Below are 19006 nucleotides of genomic sequence, written 5' to 3'. Positions count from 1 at the left end.
CAAAAATCGCGTTAGTGTAGCGTCAGCCCCTGCCCCGTACAATCAACCGCATTGCGACGGGCCCCGCCTGCCGCCACATTCGCCACGACCCGCCGGACTCCCCATTCACGACATGAGACATGCCGCCGGCACCCTCCTCTTCATCGCCCGCTTCGCCATCCTCGGCCTGGCGATGGCATTCGTGGTCGGCCTGTTCTGGCCCGGCAGCGGCGAGCGCCTGCGCGCGCGCTTCGGCCTGACGGCGCCAGCGCCGGCCAGCCAGCCCCGCAGCGCGGGCGGCCCCGTATCCTACGCCGATGCCGTGGCGGCCGCGGCACCCTCGGTGGTCAACATCTACGCCAACAAGATCGTCACCGAACAGGCCGTGCGGATGTACGACAACCCGGTGTTGCAGCAATTGTTCGGCGGCCAGCCCACTACGTTCCAGCACCGCGAGCAGACCCTCGGTTCCGGCGTCATCGTCAGCGCCCGGGGCCAGGGTTACGTATTGACCAACAACCATGTGATCGCGCACGCCGCCGACATCCAGGTGCTGCTGTACGACGGCCGCATCGCCAAGGCCAGCCTGGTCGGCGCGGACGAGGAATCCGACCTGGCGGTGCTGAAGATCGACGCCAGCAACCTGCCGGTGATCCGCATCGCCGGGCAGCCGCTGCGGCCCGGCGACGTGGTGCTGGCGATCGGCAACCCGCTCGGCCTCAACCAGACCGTGACGATGGGCATCGTCAGCGCGATCGGCCGCCAGTTGAACGGCTCCAGCGCGGAGGACTTCATCCAGACCGACGCCGCCATCAACCTGGGCAATTCCGGCGGCGCCCTGGTCAACGCCGAGGGCGAGCTGGTCGGCATCAACACCCTGCTGATCGGCAAGGCCGCCGGCGCCGAGGGCATCGGCTTCGCGATCCCGGTGACCACGGCCAAGAAGGTGCTGGACCAGATCATCGCCACCGGCCACGTGGTGCGCGGCTGGCTCGGCGCCGACTACGCGTTCGTGCCGGTGGCCGCCAACAGCGGCCTGCCTGCGGCGGCGCGCGGCGCCCTGGTCACCGCGGTCTATCCCGGCGGCCCGGCCGCACTGGCCGGCATCCGGCCGCGCGACATCCTGCTGCGCATCGGCAGCGAGGACATCCTCGACCCGACCGACCTGCGCCGGCACGAGGCCGCGCTCAAGCCCGGCAGCAAGGTGGAGATCTCGGGCCTGCGCAACGGCAACCCGTTCCATCTCGAGGCCACCCTGGTCCAGCGCCCGGCGATGAGCGCCGACGGCATGCCGGGCGGCTGACCGCTCAGCCCGGCCCGCGCGCCACCGCCAGCGGCGGATGGATCGCCGCACCGTAGCGCTTGCGCAGGGTGTCCACGCGCTCCACGTAGACCTGCGTCTCGGCATACGGCGGCACGCCCTTGTAGCGCTGCACCGCGCCGGGGCCGGCGTTGTAGGCCGCGGCGGCCAGCCGCTCGTTGCCGCCGAAGTCGCGCAGCAGCAGGCCCAGGTAGCGCGCGCCGCCGCGGATGTTCTGGTCGGAGTCGAACGCGTCCAGCACGCCCATGTCGCTGGCCGTGCCCGGCATCAGCTGCATCAGCCCCTGCGCGCCCTTGAGCGACAGCGCGCGCGGATTGAACGCGCTCTCGGCGTGGATGATCGCGCGCAGGAACGCTTCGTCCACGCTGTACTCGACGCTGGCGGCGCGGATCGTGTCGGCGTAGGCAATCAGGTTGAGCCGCGTCGAATTCCAGTGAATCGGCGAATGCAGATCGCAGGCGGCGCAGGTCTTGATGTATTCGACGAAGGTCTTGGTGAGCAAGTCGCCCTTCTGCAGCTGAGGCGAGTGATCCCCTAGATACATGCTGCCGTCGGCATGCACGACCTTGTAGTAGTAGGTGCGCTCGACCGACCGGGTTGCCGATGCCTCGGCTTTCCGGGCGGCCCACGCCGGCTCCGCCGCAGCGGACGTTTCCGTTGCCGCGGGAAGCGCCGCACCGCCTGTCACCACCGAACCCCGCACCGCGGCCAGCGAAGCCCGCCCCTGCGGCTCCGCGACGAGGCGCCGTGCGCTGGTCTCGACCGTGCCGCGCACGCCGGCCAGCGAGGCCGCCCCCGCAACTGGCGCCTGCAGCGGATCGGCCGTGGTCTGCACCGTGCCGGCCACCCGGTTCAGTGCGGCCCGCGGCGGCATGGCATGGCGCCGGGGCGCCGGCGCGGCATAGCCTCCGACCGCCTTGCAGCCTTGGTAGCCGGCCTTGCTGCTGCTGAAGACCGCCTCGCCGCTGGAGCCGGTGCACTGGTACAGCGTGCGCGCTCCGGCCGGCGACCACCACAGCGCGCAGCCGAGCGCGATCCCGCAAAGGATCGAATGCAATGGGAAGCCCCCGGCGGGCCGATCGACGCTTCCCCCATGGCTTGCGACGCCGAACATGGGCGCAGTGTGCCGCCAGCCGCGGCCAGCGCCAAGTGCGAACTGGCGATTCCGTGCGCCATGCGACGTTCCGGGCAGCCACGAGCGGAACCAGTGCCCGGCCGCCCCTGCCTCCGCAAGTGATTGATCCGCCATGTCGAATTGCTGGCGACGGCGCCTGCGCGGGGGTAAACTGCGCGGTCCATCGGATGGCGAGTCCGACCTCACGCACCACGGTACCCACGCCCATGAGCGGCAAACCAGCTCTCCACAAACTTTTCATCAAGACCCACGGCTGCCAGATGAACGAGTACGACTCGGCCAAGATGGCCGACGTGCTCAAGGCCTCGCATGGGCTGGAGCTGACCCAGGACGAGTCCGAGGCGGACGTGATCCTGATCAACACCTGCTCGATCCGCGAGAAGGCGCAGGAGAAGGTGTTCAGCCAGCTCGGCCGCTGGAAGCAGCACAAGCAGCACGGCAAGCCGGTGCTGATCGGCGTCGGCGGCTGCGTGGCGTCGCAGGAAGGCGCGGCGATCGTCAAGCGCGCGCCCTACGTGGACCTGGTGTTCGGCCCGCAGACCCTGCACCGCCTGCCCGAACTGATCGAGAAGCAGCGCGAGACCGGCAAGCCGCAGGTGGACATCTCCTTCCCCGAGATCGAGAAGTTCGACCGCCTGCCCGAGCCGCGCGCCGAGGGCCCGACCGCCTTCGTCTCGATCATGGAAGGCTGCTCCAAGTACTGCTCGTACTGCGTGGTGCCCTACACCCGCGGCGAGGAGATCAGCCGGCCGTTCGACGACGTGCTGGTGGAAGTCGCCCGACTCGCCGCGCAGGGCGTGCGCGAGGTCAACCTACTCGGCCAGAACGTCAACGCCTACCGTGGTCCCACCCACGACGGCGGCATCGCCGACCTCGCCGTGCTGATCCACGCCATCGCGCAGATCGACGGCATTGGCCGCATCCGCTTCACCACCTCGCATCCGCTGGAGTTCTCCGACTCGCTGATCGAGGCCTACGCCAACGTGCCGCAGCTGGCGAACTACCTGCACCTGCCGGTGCAGGCCGGCTCCGACCGCATCCTCGGCGCGATGAAGCGCGGCTACACCGCGCTGGAGTTCAAGCAGAAGATCCGCAAGCTGCGCGCGGTGCGGCCGGACATCTGCGTGTCGTCCGACTTCATCGTGGGCTTCCCCGGCGAGACCGACGAGGATTTCGGGAAGACCATGAAGCTGATCGACGACGTCGGCTTCGACCAGAGCTTCTCCTTCATCTTTTCCGCGCGCCCCGGCACGCCGGCGGCGAACCTTGCCGACGACACGCCGATGGCGGTGAAGCACCAGCGCCTCGAACGCCTGCAAGCCGCGATCAACGCCAACGCGCGGAAGATCAACCAGGCGATGGTCGGCACCGTGCAGCGCGTACTGGTGGAGAAGCCCAGCACGCGCAACCCGGATGAACTCAGCGGCCGCACCGAGAACATGCGCTACGTGAACTTCGCCGGCCATCCGCGCCTGATCGGCCAGTTCGTCGACGTGGTGATCACCGATGCGATGAGCAACTCGCTGCGCGGGCGGGTGAATACGCCCGGCGAAACGGTTGCCGTGGCTTCATGAGCGAGCTGGTGATCCGCGAAATCGGCGCGGGCGAGTTCGTGCGGGTGTGGCCGTTCTTCCAGGCGATCGCTGCCGGCGGTGACACCTACACCTACCCACGCGACATCGGTCTCGAACAGGCCCGCACCATCTGGACCACGCCGCCGGCACGCTGCTTCGTCGCCGAACGCGACGGCCAGGCGCTGGGCTGTTACCGGCTGGCGCCCAATCAGATGGGGCCGGGTGATCACGTGGCCAACGGCAGCTACATGGTGGCGCCGGAGGCGCGCGGCCAGGGCATCGCCTCGGCACTGTGCGAGCACTCGCTGGAGCAGGCCAGGCACGCCGGCTTCACCGCGATGCAGTTCAACTGCGTGGTGGTCAGCAACACCACCGCGGTGCGACTGTGGCAGCGCCACGGCTTCCGCATCGTCGGCCAGGTGCCGGGTGCGTTCCGCCACGCGCAACTCGGCCCCACCGACATCTACGTGATGCACTGCATGCTGTAACCGGAGGGCCGGGCGCGGCGGTTCAGTCCAGCCGCTTGCGGAAACGCAGGATCGCCAGCGCCATCATCAGCAGGGTGAAGGCGGCCAGCGCCAGTACCTCGCCCCACATCTCCCGCAGGCCGGCGCCGCGCAGCATCACGCCGCGGATCAGGCGCAGGAAATGGGTCAGCGGCAGCACCTCGGCGAACCACTGCACCGACTTCGGCATGCCGGCGAACGGGAACATGAAGCCGGACAGCAGGATCGACGGCAAGAACACGAAGAACGTCATCTGCATCGCCTGGAACTGCGACTGCGCACGGGTGGAGATCAGCAGGCCCAGCGCGAGGTTGGCGAGGATCAGCAGCCCCGACGCCAGGTACACCTCGAGCAGGCTGCCGCGGATGGGCACATCGAACAGCCACACGCCCAGCGCCAGCACCACGCTGGTCTGCACCAGGCCGATCGCCACGTACGGCAGCACCTTGCCGACCATCAGCTCGGTGCTGCTCAGAGGCGTGGCGATCAGCAGCTCCATGTTGCCGCGCTCGCGCTCGCGCACGACCGCGATGGCCGTGAACAGCACCATGGTCATGGTCAGGATCACCCCGATCAGGCCGGGCACGATGTTGAGCGCCGAGCGCCGCTGCGGGTTGTAGAAACCGACCACGCTGATCCGGCCGCCCGGGGGCGTGCTGGCCAGCGGCGCCCGCATGTCCGGCGCGGCGCTGTCCAGCGGGGTCTGCGCGAGCTGCGCGGCGGCGGCCTGCACCGCCGTGTCGCTGCCGTCGACCAGCACCTGCGCCACCTCGCGGCCGTCGATGCGCCGTCGCTCGAAATCCGGCGGCACCACGATGCCGATGCCGATCCGCCCGCGCCGGATCATCGCCATCAGTTCCTGCGGCGTATCCGCCCTGGCCACCGGCGCGACCACGCCGGTTGCCAGCATGTCCAGCACCAGCGCCCGCGAGCCGGCGGTGTTGGCCTGGTCGGCGATGCCGGCGTCCAGCCCGCGCAGATTGGTGTTGATCGCGTAGCCGAACAGCACCAGCTGGATCGCCGGTATGCCGATCACCATTGCCAGCGTGATGCGGTCGCGGCGCAGCTGGCGCAGTTCCTTGACCACGATCGCCCACAGCCGGCGCCAGTTCATGCGGCGCGCTCCCGGTCGACACTGCCGTTGCGCGTGGCGGCGACGAACACGTCCTCGAGGTTCGGCGGCGCGGGGACGACCCTCGCCGGCTGCCCCGCCGCGGCCAGCGCCTGCCCCATGCGCTGCGGCGCGTCGCCGGCACCGTCAGCACCCAGCACGCGCAGGGTATTGCCGACCTGGGCCACGCCAAGCACGCCAGGCACGTCGACCAGCGTGCGCTGGGCCCGGCGCGGATCGGTCGCCTCGACGGTGAAGGTGCGCCCCTCCAGCCGCGCGGTCAGCTCATGCGGCGTGCCGTCGGCCACCAGCACGCCGCGATCGAGGATGGCCAGCCGATGGCAGCGCTCGGCCTCGTCCATCAGATGGGTGGAGACCAGCAGCGTGGTGCCGGCATCGGCCAGCTCAAAGAGCTTCTCCCAAAAATCGCGGCGCGATTCCGGATCGACTGCACTGGTGGGCTCGTCGAGGAACAGCAGCTGCGGCTCGTGGATCACCGCGCAGGCCAGCGCCAGGCGCTGCTTCTGGCCACCGCTCATGGTGCCGGCCAGCTGCTGCTGGCGATCGCCGAAATGGTACTGCGCGATCAGCTCGTCGATGCGGCGTTTCGTGGTCGCCTTCGGCACGCCCTGGATCGCGGCGAGGAACTCCAGGTTCTCGCGCACGCTGAGGTCCTCGAACAACGAGAACTTCTGCGTCATGTAGCCGATGCGCGGGCGCAGCTCGTCGGCTTGCGCCGGGATGCGCAGGCCAAGCACCTCGATCTCGCCCTCACTCGGCGTCAGCAGCCCGCACAGCATGCGGATGGTGGTGGATTTGCCCGAGCCGTTGGGACCGAGAAAGCCGTACACGCGCTTCATCGGCACTTCGAGATCGACATGGTCCACCGCGACCAGCTTGCCGAAGCGCCGGGTCAACCCGCGCGCGCGGATCGCCACGCTGTCGTCGGCGGCGGTCACTTCGCGGCCTCGCGGAGTTCGGCATGCACTGGCAGGCCGGCAGGCAGTTCCGCCGCGTCCGCCCCCAGCGCGACTTCCGCGAGGTAGCTCAGCCGCGCCGCGTCGTCGCCGATCAGCGCGTAGTACGGGGTGAAATCCGGCTCGCTGCGGATCATCCGCACCTTGCCGGCATACGGTTGGTCGCGGCCGGCCACGAAAATCCGGATGGCGTCGCCGACGCGCACGCCGGCGCGTTGCTGCACCGGTACGTAGATGCGCGCGTACGGCGCATCGCCGGCCAGCAGGATCGCCAGCGGCGAGCCGACCGGCGCCTGGTCGCCGAGCTTGTACGGCAGGCTGTCGATGCGCCCGGCGCGAGGGGCCACGACGGCCAGCTTGCCCAGCAGCACCTGCTGCGCGCCTGCCTGTGCGTCCGCGGCCGCCAGCGCCGCTTGCGCTTGCGCGATCTGCTCCGGTCGGGTGCCGTGCCGCAATTCGTCCAGCGCGGCCTGCGCCGCCGCCACCTGGCCATCGGCGTTGCCGGCCGTGGCGCGTGCGCGGTCGAGGTCGGCCGCAGCCACGTAGCCGTTGCCCTTCAGCGGAGCCAGCCGCGCGTAGTAGGCACGCGCCTCGCGTGCCTGTGCCTGTGCCGCGGCGAGGTTCGCCCGCGCCTTGTCGATGTCCTCGCGGCGCGGCCCGGTTTCGAGTTCGGCCAATACCTCGCGCTGCTGCCGCGCCTGCGCCTGTGCCGCGGCGAGTTCGGCGCGGGTATGCGCGGGATCCAGTTGCAGCAGCGACTGGCCCGCCTTGACCTGCTCGCCCTCGCGCACGTCGATCGCCACGATGCGTTCGGCGGCCGGCGCCGGCAGGGTAATGCGGTCGTATTCGAGCGTGCCCAGTGCCTGCGGCGGCGATTTGCCGCAACCGGCAAGACCGGCGACGGCAAGCAGGACGACCGGCGACAGGCGGCAAATCGTGCGTGCGATTTTCATGCGGCTTCTCCCGGTTCCCTGGCAACGACGCCCCCACCCAGCAGCGCAAGCGTGTGCTGCGACATCGCCTCGGGTCCCAGCCCTTCGGCACCGAATGCGCGCCGCCAGATCGGCGCGCCGGCGGCAGGAAACAGGGTCAGGCCGACCAGCGAGACGACCAGCAGGCGCGGATCCAGGCCGGCGTTCAGCCGTCCATCCGCCTGCGCCGCCGCGAAGCGCCCGGCCAGCAGCTGCGGCACGCCGGGCACGCCCTCGGCGAACAACACCTCGCGCAGCGCGCCACCCTCGCACAGCACCTCGCACACCCACAGCGGCGGCAGCCACGGATGGCGCGCCACCACCACGCCGATGCCGTGCACGAAGCCTTCGATCAGCGCCATCGGATCGCCGCCGGCCTGCTCCAGTTGCGCGCGCAGCGGCACGAATACCGGCAGCAGCCGTTCGTCGATCACCGCACGGACCAGCCGCGCCTTGTCGCCGAAGTAGTAGTGCAGCATCGCCGGCGTGACGCCGGCGGCGGTGGCGATCGCCCGCAGCGGGGTCGCGCCGATCCCGGCCTGCGCAAACCGCTCGATCGCGACATCCAGCAGCCGCGAGCGCAGGTCCAGATCGTCGCCGCTGGGACGCCCGGCGCGACGCCCGGGTTTCGCCGGCTTGTTGGGAGTAGTCATGTACATAAATTAATTCAACAATTAATTATATGCAACCACCCCGCCGCCGTCCTTGCCGCAGGCCGTCGTCGTGGCTCTTCCGGCAGCGGCGCGCTACTCTCGCGCCCCTATGAGCGAACTCAACCAGCGCGATTTCACCCTCGATCCCGAAGACAACGCCCGCCTCGCCAACCTGTGCGGGCCGTTCGACGAACACCTGCGCCAGATCGAGCTGCGCCTCGGCGTGGAGATCAACCATCGCGGCGGCATCTTCCAGGTGATCGGCGAGGACGCCGCAGCGCGCGCCGCCGAGAAGGTGCTGCGCGCGCTGTACGCCGCCACCGGCGACGAAGCGCTGACCGGCGCGCGGATCAACCTGCAGCTGGCCGAATCCGGCATCGACGCGATCAACGAGGCGGCCGCCGAAGGCGCCCAGGAAGTGGCGATCAAGGTCAAGCGCGGCGTGATCAAGGGCCGCGGCCCGAACCAGGCGCGCTACCTGCATGCGATTGCCGGCCACGACATCAACTTCGGCGTGGGCCCGGCCGGCACCGGCAAGACCTACCTGGCGGTGGCCAGCGCGGTCGAGGCGCTGGAGGCGAACCGGGTGCAGCGGCTGATTCTGGTGCGCCCGGCGGTCGAGGCCGGCGAGAAGCTGGGCTTCCTGCCCGGCGACCTGTCGCAGAAGGTCGACCCCTACCTGCGCCCGCTGTACGACGCGCTGTACGAGATGCTCGGCTTCGAGAAAGTCGCCAAGCTGATCGAGCGCAACGTGATCGAGATCGCCCCGCTGGCCTACATGCGCGGGCGCACCTTGAACGATTCGTACGTGATCCTCGACGAGGCGCAGAACACCACGGTCGAGCAGATGAAGATGTTCCTGACGCGCATCGGCTTCGGCACGGTGGCGGTGATCACCGGCGACGTCACCCAGGTCGACCTGCCGCGCAACACCCGCTCGGGCCTGCGCCAGGCGATCGAGGTGCTGCGCGGCGTGGGCGGCATCAGCTTCACCTTCTTCACCTCGCGCGACGTGGTGCGCCACCCGCTGGTGGCGAAGATCGTGCGCGCCTACGAGGCGTTCGAGCAGAAGGACGAGGGCGGCGAATGAGCGCGATGCTGACGCTCGCCGTCGGCTATGCGGTGCCGCGCGCCGGCCTGCCCGCGCCGGCCAGCTTCCGCCGCTGGGTCGAGGCGGCGCTGCGCGGCGCGAGGCGGCGCAAGAGCACCGAGCTGGCGATCCGCATCGTCGATGCCGACGAAGGCCGCGCGCTGAATCGCGACTACCGCAGCAAGGATTACGCCACCAACGTGCTGTCGTTCCCCGCCGAGCTGCCGCCCGGGGTGGCGCTGCCGCTGATCGGCGACCTGGCGATCTGCGCCCCGGTGGTGCTGCGCGAGGCGGCCGAGCATGGCAAATCGCCGCGCGACCACTGGGCCCATCTCACCGTCCACGGCGTGCTGCACCTGCTCGGTCACGACCACGTCGAGGAAGCCGAGGCCGAGGCGATGGAAGCGCTGGAAACCCGCATTCTCGCCGGCCTGGGCATCGCCGATCCGTACGTTTGACGTGCCTTGCTCCGTCCCTTGCAGCGCAGGGGAGGAGCAACAGCACCGGCCCCGCCTGAGCGCCCTGGCTCCCTCCCCTGCCACACAGGGGGGGATGAGCTACAGCGCGCTTGTGCCCTGAACCGTCACGTTATTTCCGCTAGAATCGGCCTTCCGCCCGGTTTCGGGCAGATTCCCAACGAGTAATGAGCGACGACCCTGGCAGTACCAGCGGCCCGGCCCACCGAACCTGGTGGGATCGACTGGGCCACATGTTTTCCGGCGAGCCGCGCAACCGCGACGAGCTGATCGAGGAATTGCGTTCCGCCCAGACCAACGGACTGCTGTCCGTGGATACCCTCACCATGGTCGAGGGGGCGATCAAGGTCACCGAACTGAGCGTGGACGACGTGATGGTCCCGCGCATGCAGATCGTGATGCTGGCGGCCGAGTCGCCGCTGCCCGACATCCTCGCCGCCGTGGTCGAATCCGGCCACTCGCGCTTCCCGGTGCACGGCGAGGACAAGGACGAGATCCTCGGCATCCTGCTGGCCAAGGACCTGCTGAAGTACTTCGGCGCCGCCGAGCACTTCGACATCCGCGCGATCCTGCGCCCGGCCGTGCTGATCCCCGAGTCGATGCGGCTGAACGTGCTGCTGGAAGAGTTTCGTCTGACCCGCAACCACATGGCGCTGGTGGTCAACGAATACGGCGGCGTCGCCGGCCTGGTCACCATCGAGGACGTGCTGGAGCAGATCGTCGGCGAGATCGACGACGAGCACGACGACGAGGAAGAGCCCGAGCTGATGCACGAACAGCCCGGCGGCGACTGGCTGGTCAGCGCGCTGACCCCGATCGAGGATTTCAATGAGCAGGCCGGCACGGATTTCTCCGACGAGGAATACGACACCGTCGGCGGCATGGTCACCGCCGAGTTCGGCCACCTGCCCGAAGCCGGCGAAGAGGTCCGCATCGGCGACTATCTGTTCCACGTCACCGAAGCCGACGATCGCCGCGTGCAGGCGTTCCGCGTGGTCAAGCAGTAGCGCCGCATGAACCTGGTCTGCCGCAACCTCCTGCTGCTCGCGCTGTTGCTGCTGGCCGCGTTCCCGGCCGCCCACGCCAGCGTCGCCAACGCGCCCGGCGCCAACCTCGAGGTATCGCTGGTCACCTACGGTCCGGGCGAAACCTACTGGGAACGCTTCGGCCACGACGCGATCGAACTGCGCGACACGGTTTCGGGCGAAGCGGTCAACTTCAACTACGGCGTGTTCGATTTCAGCGAGAAGAACTTCCTGCTGAACTTCGCCCGCGGCCGCATGCATTACCTGATGGACGCGGCGCCGAGCGACCAGGACGAGCGCTACTACGTCGAGGCCGGCCGTTCGATCACCCGCCAGCGGCTGGCGCTGACGGCCGAACAGTCCGCCGCGCTGCGCGACTTCCTGCTGTGGAACCTGCGTCCGGAAAACGCCGGCTACGCCTACGACTACTACGTCGACAACTGCACCACCCGCGTGCGCGACGCGCTGGACAAGGCGCTCGGCGGCATGCTGGAAACACGCCTGAAGGCACGCGCCGGCGGCATGACCTATCGCCAGCAGACGGTGCGGCTGATGAGCGCGCAGCCCTGGCTGATGCTGCTGCTCGACCTGGGACTGGGGCCATATGCCGACCAGCCGTTGAATGCCTGGCAGGAAAGCTTCCTGCCCGAGGTGCTGCAGGCGCAGCTGCGCGAGGTGCGCGTCGCCGACGGCCATGGCGGCCTGCGCCCGCTGCTGCAGGACGAGCAGCTCGTCTCGCCGAACCGGCTGGACGTGCCACCGACGACCGCGCCCGACCTGCGCCTGCCGCTGACCCTGGCCGGCCTGCTGCTGGCCGCGCTGACCGTGCTCGCCCGACGCCGCTGGCCGACCGGCTACGCCCTGCTCGGCACGCTGTACCTGCTCGCGGCCGGCATGACCGGCCTGCTGCTGCTGGTGCTGTGGACGCTGACCATCCACCACTCGGCGTGGGCCAATGCGAACCTGCTGCTGTTCAATCCGCTGGCCTTCCTGCTGCTGCCGACGTTGTGGCGTTCGCGCCGCGGTCTTGCCGCCTCGCGCTTCATCGACGGCGTGATCGCGCTGCAGCTGCTCGCCTGCGTGGCCGCCGTGCTGCTGCACCTGCTGCCCGGCACCGTGCAGCAGAACCAGCCGTGGCTGCTGTTCGCCCTGCCGTGCTGGCTGGCACTGGCCTGGAGCCTGCGCCGGAACCGGTAGCTGCGGCTGCAGCGGGGTCGCGTTCGCAATGGCTCAATTGCCCCGTCTGCGGGCGCGGGGCATCATGCGCGCATGAACCTGACCACGCCGCCGGCCGCGACACCGACCACCGATCAGCCGATGGTGGTCAACTGCATCGCCTACAGGAACGACGGCACGCGGATCGGCGACGTCACCATCGACGGGATCAGCGACGTGCTGGCTGAGCCGGACACCTTCGTCTGGGTCGGCCTGTACGAGCCGGACGAGGCCTTGCTGGAGAAGATCCAGGACGAGTTCGGCCTGCACGACCTGGCCATCGAGGACGCGCATGCCGCGCACCAGCGCACCAAGCTGGAAACCTACGGCGACTCGCTGTTCCTGGTGGTGCAGACCGCACAGCTGGTCAACGGCGAACTGGCGTTCGGCGAGACGCACATCTTCTTCGGCGCGCGCTACCTGGTCACCGTGCGCCACGGCGCCTCGCAGTCCTACGCGCCGGCGCGGCGCACCTGCGAGCACACGCCGGAACTGCTGGCGAACGGTCCGAGCTACGCGCTGTACGGCGTGCTCGATTTCATCGTCGACAACCTGCTGCCGATCGTGCGTGACTTCCGCGAGGAAGTGCAGCAGCTCGAGCACGACATCTTCGGCGAGACGTTCAAGAGCAGCACGGTGCGCCGGCTGTACGACATGCAGCGCGACCTGATGACGCTGCGCCTGGCGGTGGCGCCGCTGCAGGACATCGTCAACCAGTTGATCCGGCTGCACCAGGAGCTGATCCCGGAGCAGCTGCACGCGTATTTCCGCGACGTCTACGACCACGCCTTCCGCGTCAACGAGGCAATCGGCGCCATGCGCGAGATGCTCACTGCCGCGATCAACGTCAACCTCTCGCTGGTGAGCCTGCGTCAGAACGAGGTGATGAAGAAACTTGCCGGCTGGGCCGCGATGCTCGCCGCGCCGACCCTCCTCACCAGCTGGTACGGCATGAACTTCACCCACATGCCCGAGCTCGCCCAGCCCTGGGCCTACCCCACCATCATCATGGTGGTGGGCTGCGTGGTCGGCGGCATCTACCTCGGGCTCAAGCGCGCGAAGTGGCTGTAGCGGGCGGTTGTCGCTGTCATGCGGAACGTTCAAGATGTCCGCCAGCCTTCACCCGCATGCGATCACCGATGAACGACTCCGCAAGCCGCATCCCCGCCGACGCCGATGCCCCGGTGGAAACCCTGCATGAGGGCCGCTGGCTGAGCCTGCGCAAGCGCGGCCGCTGGGAGTATGCAGAGCGCAACAATCCCGGTGGCGCGGCGATCATCCTGGCGGTGACGCCCGAGGACAAGGTGCTGTTCGTCGAGCAGTACCGCGTGTCGATCCTGCAGAACACCATCGAGATGCCGGCCGGACTGGTCGGCGACGAACGGGGGCGCGAGGGCGAGGACGCCCTGCTCGCCGCCCGGCGCGAGCTGGAGGAGGAGACCGGCTACCGCTGCCAGCGGGTGGAGTTCATCCATCGCGGGCCATCCTCGTCCGGCATGAGCACCGAGATGATCACCTTCGTGCGCGCCTGGGACCTGGAGAAAGTCGGCCCGGGCGGCGGCGACGAAACCGAGAACATCGTGGTGCACGAGGTATCCCGCCGCGAAGCCGGCAGCTGGCTGTTCGCCCGCGCCGCCGAGGGCTATTCGATCGACCCGAAACTGTTCGCCGGGCTGTGGTTCATCGAGCACGGCCGGCACTGACGCCCGGGCGCAGCGGCGCCGGCACGCGAAACGAAAAAGGCTCCCCGCGGAGCCTTTTTCGTCGGGTGGACCCGCCCTTTACCAGGAACGCACGTCGACGATGCTGGCGGTGTAGCTGCTCATGCTGGTGTCGTAGCGGAACAGGCGGCCCAGGTCGAAATTCACCGCGCTGCCGGGGGCGATGTTGGAGGTGCCGGCCGGCCAGCCCTGCTTGGTCTGCAGCACCTTGCCGTCGGCGTCCTTGATCTCGATGCGGATCTGCGCGGCCGAAGGGGCGGCACAGTTGTTGACCAGCTCGCCGCGCAGGCTGAGGCGCGAGGAGGCGACGCCGGGCCGGAAGTCCTTGATGGCGAAATCGGTGGGCGCACAGGCCGCGTGGGCGGCCAGCGGGGCGAGCAGCAACATGGCGGAAGCGGCGAAGGCTTTCATGGGGACTCCAGTGGCAGTGGGGAGTGAGGGAAACCGGGAAGCACGTAATGGTCGGCTTCTCCATGTCGGCGGCCGCACGGAAATCTTTAGCCCGGCGCAGGCGCCCGAGGTCGCGAGGAGGCCTTAAAGGTTCCGCCTGCGCTGCCGATGATCCCGATGTCCGCGCTGAAAGCGTTTACCGGGATGGCCGATACCCATGAAAACACTCCTCGTCTCCACCGTATTGCTGCTCGCTCCGCTGGCCGCCCACGCCGCCTGTGCGCCCACCGATTTCGCCATCAAGGATTTCCGGCCGGGGTTCAACAGCATGGGCTCCACCACGCGGATCAGCCTGCGTGGCGAGCTGGTCAACAACTGCGCCGCCCCTTCGGCCGCGCAGGTGCGCGTCGACGTCAAGGATGCCGACGGCAAGGTGCTGCAGACCAAGCAGGGCTGGCCGGCCGGCACCTCCAACATCGCCCCCGGCAGCGGGGTGAACTTCGACCTCGGCCGCCTGTTCCACTACGAGTCCGGCATGAGCAGCTTCACCGTCAGCATCGTCGACGTGCGCACCTGGTAACCGCGATCGTCCGCTGCAGACGGCAAAAAGGCTCCGCAAGGAGCCTTTTTGCCGTCTGCCTCATATTCCGTCAGTGCAACACGAACAGCTTGTCGAAGCCGGCCACGCGCAGGGTGCTGCGCAGCTCCCCGGCGGCGTTGACGATGCGGATGTCGGCGCGGTCGGCACCGGCATGTTCGCGCAGCAGCAGCAGCATGCCGAGCGCCGAGCTGTCCATGCGGGTGACCTCGCCCAGGTCGACGACGTAGCTGCGCGCCGCCCTCCCGTTGCCCAGGCAGGCATCGTGGAAGTCGCGATGGATGCTGAAATCAAAGCGCTCGCCCAGCTGCAGGGTGAGGCAGTCGAGCTCGTTGTCGTGGTGGACAATCATGGTGCCATCCTCAGAAGAGTTCGATCTCGCCGGCGTCCATCGAGTTCTGCAGCGCCGGGCCGCGCGAACGCAGGCGCGCCTTCTCGCGCTGGATCGCCAGCCGGCTGCGCACGCGCTGCGCGCGTTCGTCCAGCGCTCCGGCCTCCAGCGGCGCGCAGGCCAGTTCCTCGATGTCGCGGGTGCACTCGGTGGTGACTTCCTGCAGCTCCGTCAGGCGGGTGCGGGTCTGGCTGATCAGCTGGCTGAGGATGTCCTCGAACTGCAGCGAGCGGATCGTGGTGGAGACGTCGCTGCCGAGCCCGCGGTTGATCTCGACCACCTGGTCGGCCACCGCGCTGGTGCGCGCGTCGCTCTCGGTGACGTGGGCCATCATCGCGTCGATGCCGCCCTTGGCCGAGAGCGCCACGTTCAGGTCCTGCGACGCCATCGCGCCGATCAGGCCGCGCAACTGCTCCATCGCGGCGCGGGCGCGCTCGACGTGGCCGCCGATCTGTTCGTTGAGCTGGTTGGAATTGCTGGCCAGGTTGCGGATCTCGCCGGCCACCACCGCGAAGCCGCGGCCGGACTCGCCGGCGCGCGCCGCCTCGATCGCGGCGTTCAACGCCAGCAGGTTGGTTTCCTCGGCGATGGTGTTGACGTTCCTCAGCAGGCCGAACACCGCATCCATCTCCTTCGCCATGCCGTCGATGCGGTAGACGATGCGTAGGCTCTCGCGCGACATCTGCACGATCATGCCGACGAAGTGTTCCAGCAGGTCGCCGGTGCGGGTGGCGAAATCCTGCACGGTGACGCCGCCGTCCTGCACGTCGATGATCTGCTTGAGCAGCGACTGTTGCAGCGCGGTCTTGCTGGACAGTCCGTCGAAGCCGCCGCCCAGCTCGGACACCGCGTCGCGCAGCAGGTCCAGACCCTGATGCAGTTCGCGGGTGGCGTGGCCGAGTTCGTCGACCAGCGCGCCGCGCACGTCCTCCAGCGCCTCGCGCACCGGCGCGCTGTTGGCGGTCGCGGCCGCAGGTGCCGGCCGCTCTCCGCGGGGGCGCGCCTCGATGGTCCACACTGCGGCCAGGGCGACCACCAGCACCGGCGCCAGCCATGCCGGATGCCATGCCAGCGCCAGCAGCAGGGCCGCTGCACTGGCCAGCCAGCCAAGGACCGGGCGTCGGGCGAAAAGGGCGGGAGTGAATGACATGATCCGGGATCCGCAAGTCAGGCGCTGAGTGCGCCGGTATGGGTTTGGCGCGCCAGCGCAAGCAGGCGTGCCGCGATATGGTCCAGCGGCAGCATCTCGCGCGCCGCGTCGAGCTTCCAGGCGGCGCCGGGCATGCCCCACACCACCGAACTGGCCTCGTCCTGCACCAGGGTGGCGGCGCCGGCCTGGCGCAGTTCGAGCAGGCCGCGTGCGCCGTCGTCGCCCATGCCGGTGAGCACAGTGGCGATGGTGGCGGCGCCGGCGCTGGCCGCCAGCGAGCGGAACAGCACGTCGACGCTGGGCCGGTGCCGGTTCACCGGCGGTCCGTCGTGCAGCCGGCACACGTACTTCGCGCCGTCCCACATCACCAGCAGATGGTGGCTGCCCGGCGCGATATAGGCGTGCCCCGACTGGATCGGCTGGCCGTCGTGCGCCTCGCACACGCGCATCGCCGAGCAGCGGTCCATGCGCGCGGCGAAGGGGCCGCTGAAGGCGGCGGGGATGTGCTGGGTCACCAGGATCGGCGGCGCGTCCGGAGGCATCGCCTCGAGCACCACGCGCACCGCCTCGGTGCCGCCGGTGGAGGCCCCGATCGCGATGATCGGGCTGCCGCCGCGGCTGCCCGCGGGCTGCGCCCGCGGCAGCACCGCATCGGCCGACAGGCGCGGCGCCACGTCCAGCTTGCGCACCGTGGTGCGCGCACGCGGCTTCGCCTTCGCGGCCAGCTTCACCTTGGCGCAGATTTCCTGCGCGTTCGCGCCGAAGCTGTTGGCCAGGTCGCTGCCGGGTTTGGCCAGGAAATCCACCGCGCCCAGCTCCAGCGCGCGCAGCGTGACCTCGGCGCCCTGCGTGGTCAGCGACGACACCATCACCACCGGCATCGGCCGCAGCCGCATCAGGTTTTCCAGGAAGGTCAGGCCGTCCATCCGCGGCATCTCGACGTCCAGCGTCAGCACGTCCGGATCGAGTTGCTTGATTTTTTCGCGGGCGATCAGCGGATCCGCCGCCGTGCCCACCACCTCGATATCCGGATCGCAGGCAAGCATCGCCGACATCAGCTTGCGCACCAATGCGGAATCGTCGATGACCAGAACACGCACTCTTTCCATTGCCTACCCTGCCATGCAGCCGCGGCCCCGTCGCCAGCGACGGCGGCCCGGTCGATCGTCACGCCGGACATTCCGACGCTAGAACAGCTCGACCTCACCCTTTATCGGATCGTTTGCCAAACGCTTGAGGTAACCACGCTCGTCGGCCACCAGCGCCACGTCGCCGCTACGGCGCAACAGGCGGATGCGGGCGCGGCCGCTGTGCGGGAAGAACTGCACCTGCCGGGGATAGACGTCGCCCAGGTCCGCCGCCACCAGCTGCAGCTTCTCGGTCTCGATGTAGCGATGCACGAAGTCGATGTTGCGCTGGCCCACGTCGCTGAGCTGGGTCAGCACGCGGCCGCCGCCGAACACCTTGACCTTCAGGTCGGCGCGCCGGCCACCAGCCTTCAGGATCGCGTTGATCAGCTGCTCCATCGCATCGCTGCCGTAGCGCGCGGCGCGTCCGACGGTCGACGACCAGTCGTCGCGCTCGCCCATCGGCTCGGGCAGCATGAAGTGGTTCATGCCGCCGATGCCGCGGCCCGGGTCGTGGATGCAGGCAGCCACGCAAGAGCCGAGCACGGTACTCACCGTCTCTTCCTGCGCGCTCACGTAGAACTCGCCCGGCAGCACCTTCACGGTCATGCAGCCCTGCGCCGGATCCCAGAACCGCCGCAGGTGCTCGAAGCCCGGCGGTGCCGCGGAAAGCGCCGGCGCCACCCGACGGTCGGCCGTCAGCACCGGCATCAGCCGCGCTTCCGGTAAACGGTGCGGCCGATCAGTTCGAAGTCGTCGTTGACGCCGTGCAGCGACTCGGAATGGCCAAGGAACAGATGGCCACCCGCCGGCAGCAGCCCCGCGTAGCGACGAAACAGGCGCTGCTTGGTCGGCTGGTCGAAATAGATCACCACGTTGCGGCAGAAGATCGCGTCGAACGGCCCGCGCATCGGCCATTCGTGCAGCAGGTTCAGCGGCTGCACGGCCACCAGCTCGCGCAGCCGCGGGTGCACGCAGGCAAGGCCTTCGTACTCGCCCGAACCGCGCAGCATCCAGCGGCGCCGGCGTCCGTCGCTGATGCCCGCCAGCCGCTCCAGCGGATAGACGCCGTTGCGCGCGGTTTCCAGCGCTTGCGGCGACAGGTCGGTGGCGAGGATCTTCGCATCCACGCCCGTGGCATCGTGACGCTCCAGCGCCTCGGCCAGCACCATCGCCAGCGCGTACGGCTCCTCGCCGGTAGCGCAGCCCGCCGACCAGATCCGCAGCCGGTCGCCGCTGCGGCGCTTCTGCTGCAGCCAGCGGGGCAGCAGTTCCTCGGCCAGCAGGTCGTAGTGGTGCGCCTCGCGGAAGAACGCGGTCACGTTCGTGCTGATCGCGCTGGCCAGATCGCCCAGCTCGCTTTGCGGGTCCTGCCGCAGCAGATCGCAGTAGGCGCCGAAATGGCGCAGCCTGAGCGCACGCAGGCGCCGCGCCAGCCGACCCTGCACCAGCTGGCGCTTGTGGTCGCCCAGCGAGATGCCGCAATGCTCGCGCACGAAATCGCGCAGGAACCTGAACTCGGCATCCCCGAGCAAGGGGGCACTGCCGTCCGCCATGGCGACGCCGCCATCCATTGCGCCGGCGAGTGCCTTCATC

21 protein-coding genes are annotated in these 19006 nt (G+C 69.2%); 10 read left to right on the top strand and 11 right to left on the bottom strand.

The annotated features are described in order from the left end of the window. Positions 1 to 112: 112 nt before the first annotated feature. Complete coding sequence (locus DEO45_RS06255) at positions 113 to 1282, top strand: S1C family serine protease (RefSeq protein WP_114341440.1); 1170 nt, start codon at positions 113 to 115, stop codon at positions 1280 to 1282. A 4-nt stretch (positions 1283 to 1286) separates the two neighbouring features. Here the strand turns inward: DEO45_RS06255 and DEO45_RS06250 are convergent, their stop codons facing one another. Then, positions 1287 to 2414, bottom strand: a complete 1128-nt coding sequence (locus DEO45_RS06250; protein ID WP_114341439.1) for a lytic transglycosylase domain-containing protein — start codon at positions 2412 to 2414, stop codon at positions 1287 to 1289. Positions 2415 to 2641: 227 nt separating this feature from the next. Here DEO45_RS06250 and miaB point away from each other — a divergent pair, with 227 nt between their 5' ends. Both miaB and DEO45_RS06240 read left to right on the top strand, forming a co-directional pair. Next, positions 2642 to 4009: a tRNA (N6-isopentenyl adenosine(37)-C2)-methylthiotransferase MiaB gene (miaB, locus tag DEO45_RS06245; protein ID WP_114341438.1), complete on the top strand. Its 1368-nt coding sequence runs from the start codon at positions 2642 to 2644 to the stop codon at positions 4007 to 4009. Beyond that, complete coding sequence (locus tag DEO45_RS06240) at positions 4006 to 4497, top strand: GNAT family N-acetyltransferase (RefSeq protein ID WP_114341437.1); 492 nt, start codon at positions 4006 to 4008, stop codon at positions 4495 to 4497. Before miaB ends, DEO45_RS06240 begins: the two co-directional genes overlap by 4 nt. A gap of 22 nt (positions 4498 to 4519) precedes the next feature. Here DEO45_RS06240 and DEO45_RS06235 read toward each other — a convergent pair whose 3' ends face one another. Genes DEO45_RS06235 through DEO45_RS06220 form a run of 4 tightly spaced genes read right to left on the bottom strand, consistent with a single transcriptional unit; the run spans position 4520 to position 8227 of the window. Further along, on the bottom strand, positions 4520 to 5629 hold the full coding sequence (locus DEO45_RS06235; RefSeq protein ID WP_114341436.1) for an ABC transporter permease: 1110 nt from the start codon (positions 5627 to 5629) through the stop codon (positions 4520 to 4522). Continuing rightward, a complete protein-coding gene (locus DEO45_RS06230) occupies positions 5626 to 6558 on the bottom strand; it encodes an ABC transporter ATP-binding protein (protein WP_114341856.1) in 933 nt (310 codons plus the stop codon). The genes DEO45_RS06235 and DEO45_RS06230 overlap by 4 nt, the downstream gene beginning before the upstream one ends. A 23-nt stretch (positions 6559 to 6581) precedes the next feature. Then, the gene (locus DEO45_RS06225; protein ID WP_114341435.1) at positions 6582 to 7556 is read right to left on the bottom strand and encodes an HlyD family secretion protein; all 975 of its coding nucleotides are present in this window, start codon (positions 7554 to 7556) and stop codon (positions 6582 to 6584) included. Next, positions 7553 to 8227, bottom strand: coding sequence for a TetR/AcrR family transcriptional regulator (locus DEO45_RS06220; protein WP_114341852.1), 675 nt, complete (start codon positions 8225 to 8227; stop codon positions 7553 to 7555). Before DEO45_RS06220 ends, DEO45_RS06225 begins: the two co-directional genes overlap by 4 nt. Before the next feature lie 109 nt (positions 8228 to 8336). On the opposite strand from DEO45_RS06220, the gene DEO45_RS06215 reads away from it, so the two are divergent. The 6 genes from DEO45_RS06215 to DEO45_RS06190 all read left to right on the top strand — a co-directional run bounded on the left by DEO45_RS06215 (position 8337) and on the right by DEO45_RS06190 (position 13736). Continuing rightward, a complete protein-coding gene (locus tag DEO45_RS06215) occupies positions 8337 to 9317 on the top strand; it encodes a PhoH family protein (RefSeq protein WP_114341434.1) in 981 nt (326 codons plus the stop codon). Beyond that, entirely contained in the window at positions 9314 to 9775 is a 462-nt protein-coding gene (gene ybeY / locus DEO45_RS06210; protein ID WP_114341433.1) for an rRNA maturation RNase YbeY, read from the top strand. Before DEO45_RS06215 ends, ybeY begins: the two co-directional genes overlap by 4 nt. 185 nt (positions 9776 to 9960) lie before the next feature. Then, positions 9961 to 10800 carry an HlyC/CorC family transporter gene (locus DEO45_RS06205; RefSeq protein WP_114341432.1) on the top strand — a complete coding sequence of 280 codons (840 nt, stop codon included), beginning with the start codon at positions 9961 to 9963 and terminating at the stop codon, positions 10798 to 10800. A 6-nt stretch (positions 10801 to 10806) separates the two neighbouring features. Beyond that, positions 10807 to 12015 carry a DUF4105 domain-containing protein gene (locus DEO45_RS06200; RefSeq protein WP_114341431.1) on the top strand — a complete coding sequence of 403 codons (1209 nt, stop codon included), beginning with the start codon at positions 10807 to 10809 and terminating at the stop codon, positions 12013 to 12015. Between the two features lie 72 nt (positions 12016 to 12087). Then, positions 12088 to 13104, top strand: coding sequence for a magnesium and cobalt transport protein CorA (locus DEO45_RS06195; protein WP_114341430.1), 1017 nt, complete (start codon positions 12088 to 12090; stop codon positions 13102 to 13104). Positions 13105 to 13172: 68 nt separating this feature from the next. Continuing rightward, complete coding sequence (locus DEO45_RS06190; protein WP_114341429.1) at positions 13173 to 13736, top strand: NUDIX hydrolase; 564 nt, start codon at positions 13173 to 13175, stop codon at positions 13734 to 13736. Between the two features lie 78 nt (positions 13737 to 13814). Here the strand turns inward: DEO45_RS06190 and DEO45_RS06185 are convergent, their stop codons facing one another. Next, on the bottom strand, positions 13815 to 14165 hold the full coding sequence (locus DEO45_RS06185; protein ID WP_114341428.1) for a hypothetical protein: 351 nt from the start codon (positions 14163 to 14165) through the stop codon (positions 13815 to 13817). 196 nt (positions 14166 to 14361) lie between these two features. Between DEO45_RS06185 and DEO45_RS06180 the strand changes: the two genes are divergently transcribed. Next, positions 14362 to 14724, top strand: coding sequence for a hypothetical protein (locus DEO45_RS06180; RefSeq protein ID WP_114341427.1), 363 nt, complete (start codon positions 14362 to 14364; stop codon positions 14722 to 14724). 70 nt (positions 14725 to 14794) lie between these two features. Here the strand turns inward: DEO45_RS06180 and DEO45_RS06175 are convergent, their stop codons facing one another. From DEO45_RS06175 to DEO45_RS06155, 5 genes are all read right to left on the bottom strand, one after another. Continuing rightward, complete coding sequence (locus DEO45_RS06175) at positions 14795 to 15094, bottom strand: STAS domain-containing protein (RefSeq protein WP_114341426.1); 300 nt, start codon at positions 15092 to 15094, stop codon at positions 14795 to 14797. 10 nt (positions 15095 to 15104) lie between these two features. Next, complete coding sequence (locus DEO45_RS06170) at positions 15105 to 16283, bottom strand: methyl-accepting chemotaxis protein (protein WP_114341425.1); 1179 nt, start codon at positions 16281 to 16283, stop codon at positions 15105 to 15107. 17 nt (positions 16284 to 16300) lie between these two features. After that, on the bottom strand, positions 16301 to 17392 hold the full coding sequence (locus DEO45_RS06165; protein ID WP_114341424.1) for a protein-glutamate methylesterase/protein-glutamine glutaminase: 1092 nt from the start codon (positions 17390 to 17392) through the stop codon (positions 16301 to 16303). A gap of 78 nt (positions 17393 to 17470) precedes the next feature. Next, positions 17471 to 18121 carry a chemoreceptor glutamine deamidase CheD gene (cheD, locus tag DEO45_RS06160; protein WP_189339687.1) on the bottom strand — a complete coding sequence of 217 codons (651 nt, stop codon included), beginning with the start codon at positions 18119 to 18121 and terminating at the stop codon, positions 17471 to 17473. Beyond that, the gene (locus DEO45_RS06155; RefSeq protein WP_114341423.1) at positions 18121 to 19005 is read right to left on the bottom strand and encodes a CheR family methyltransferase; all 885 of its coding nucleotides are present in this window, start codon (positions 19003 to 19005) and stop codon (positions 18121 to 18123) included. Before DEO45_RS06155 ends, cheD begins: the two co-directional genes overlap by 1 nt. Between the last annotated feature and the right edge of the window lies 1 nt (position 19006).

Source organism: Rhodanobacter denitrificans (assembly GCF_003335105.1).
GTDB classification, from domain to species: domain Bacteria; phylum Pseudomonadota; class Gammaproteobacteria; order Xanthomonadales; family Rhodanobacteraceae; genus Rhodanobacter; species Rhodanobacter denitrificans_A.
The sequence above is the reverse complement of the archived record's forward strand: the minus strand, read 5'-3'. Positions and strand labels throughout refer to the sequence as shown.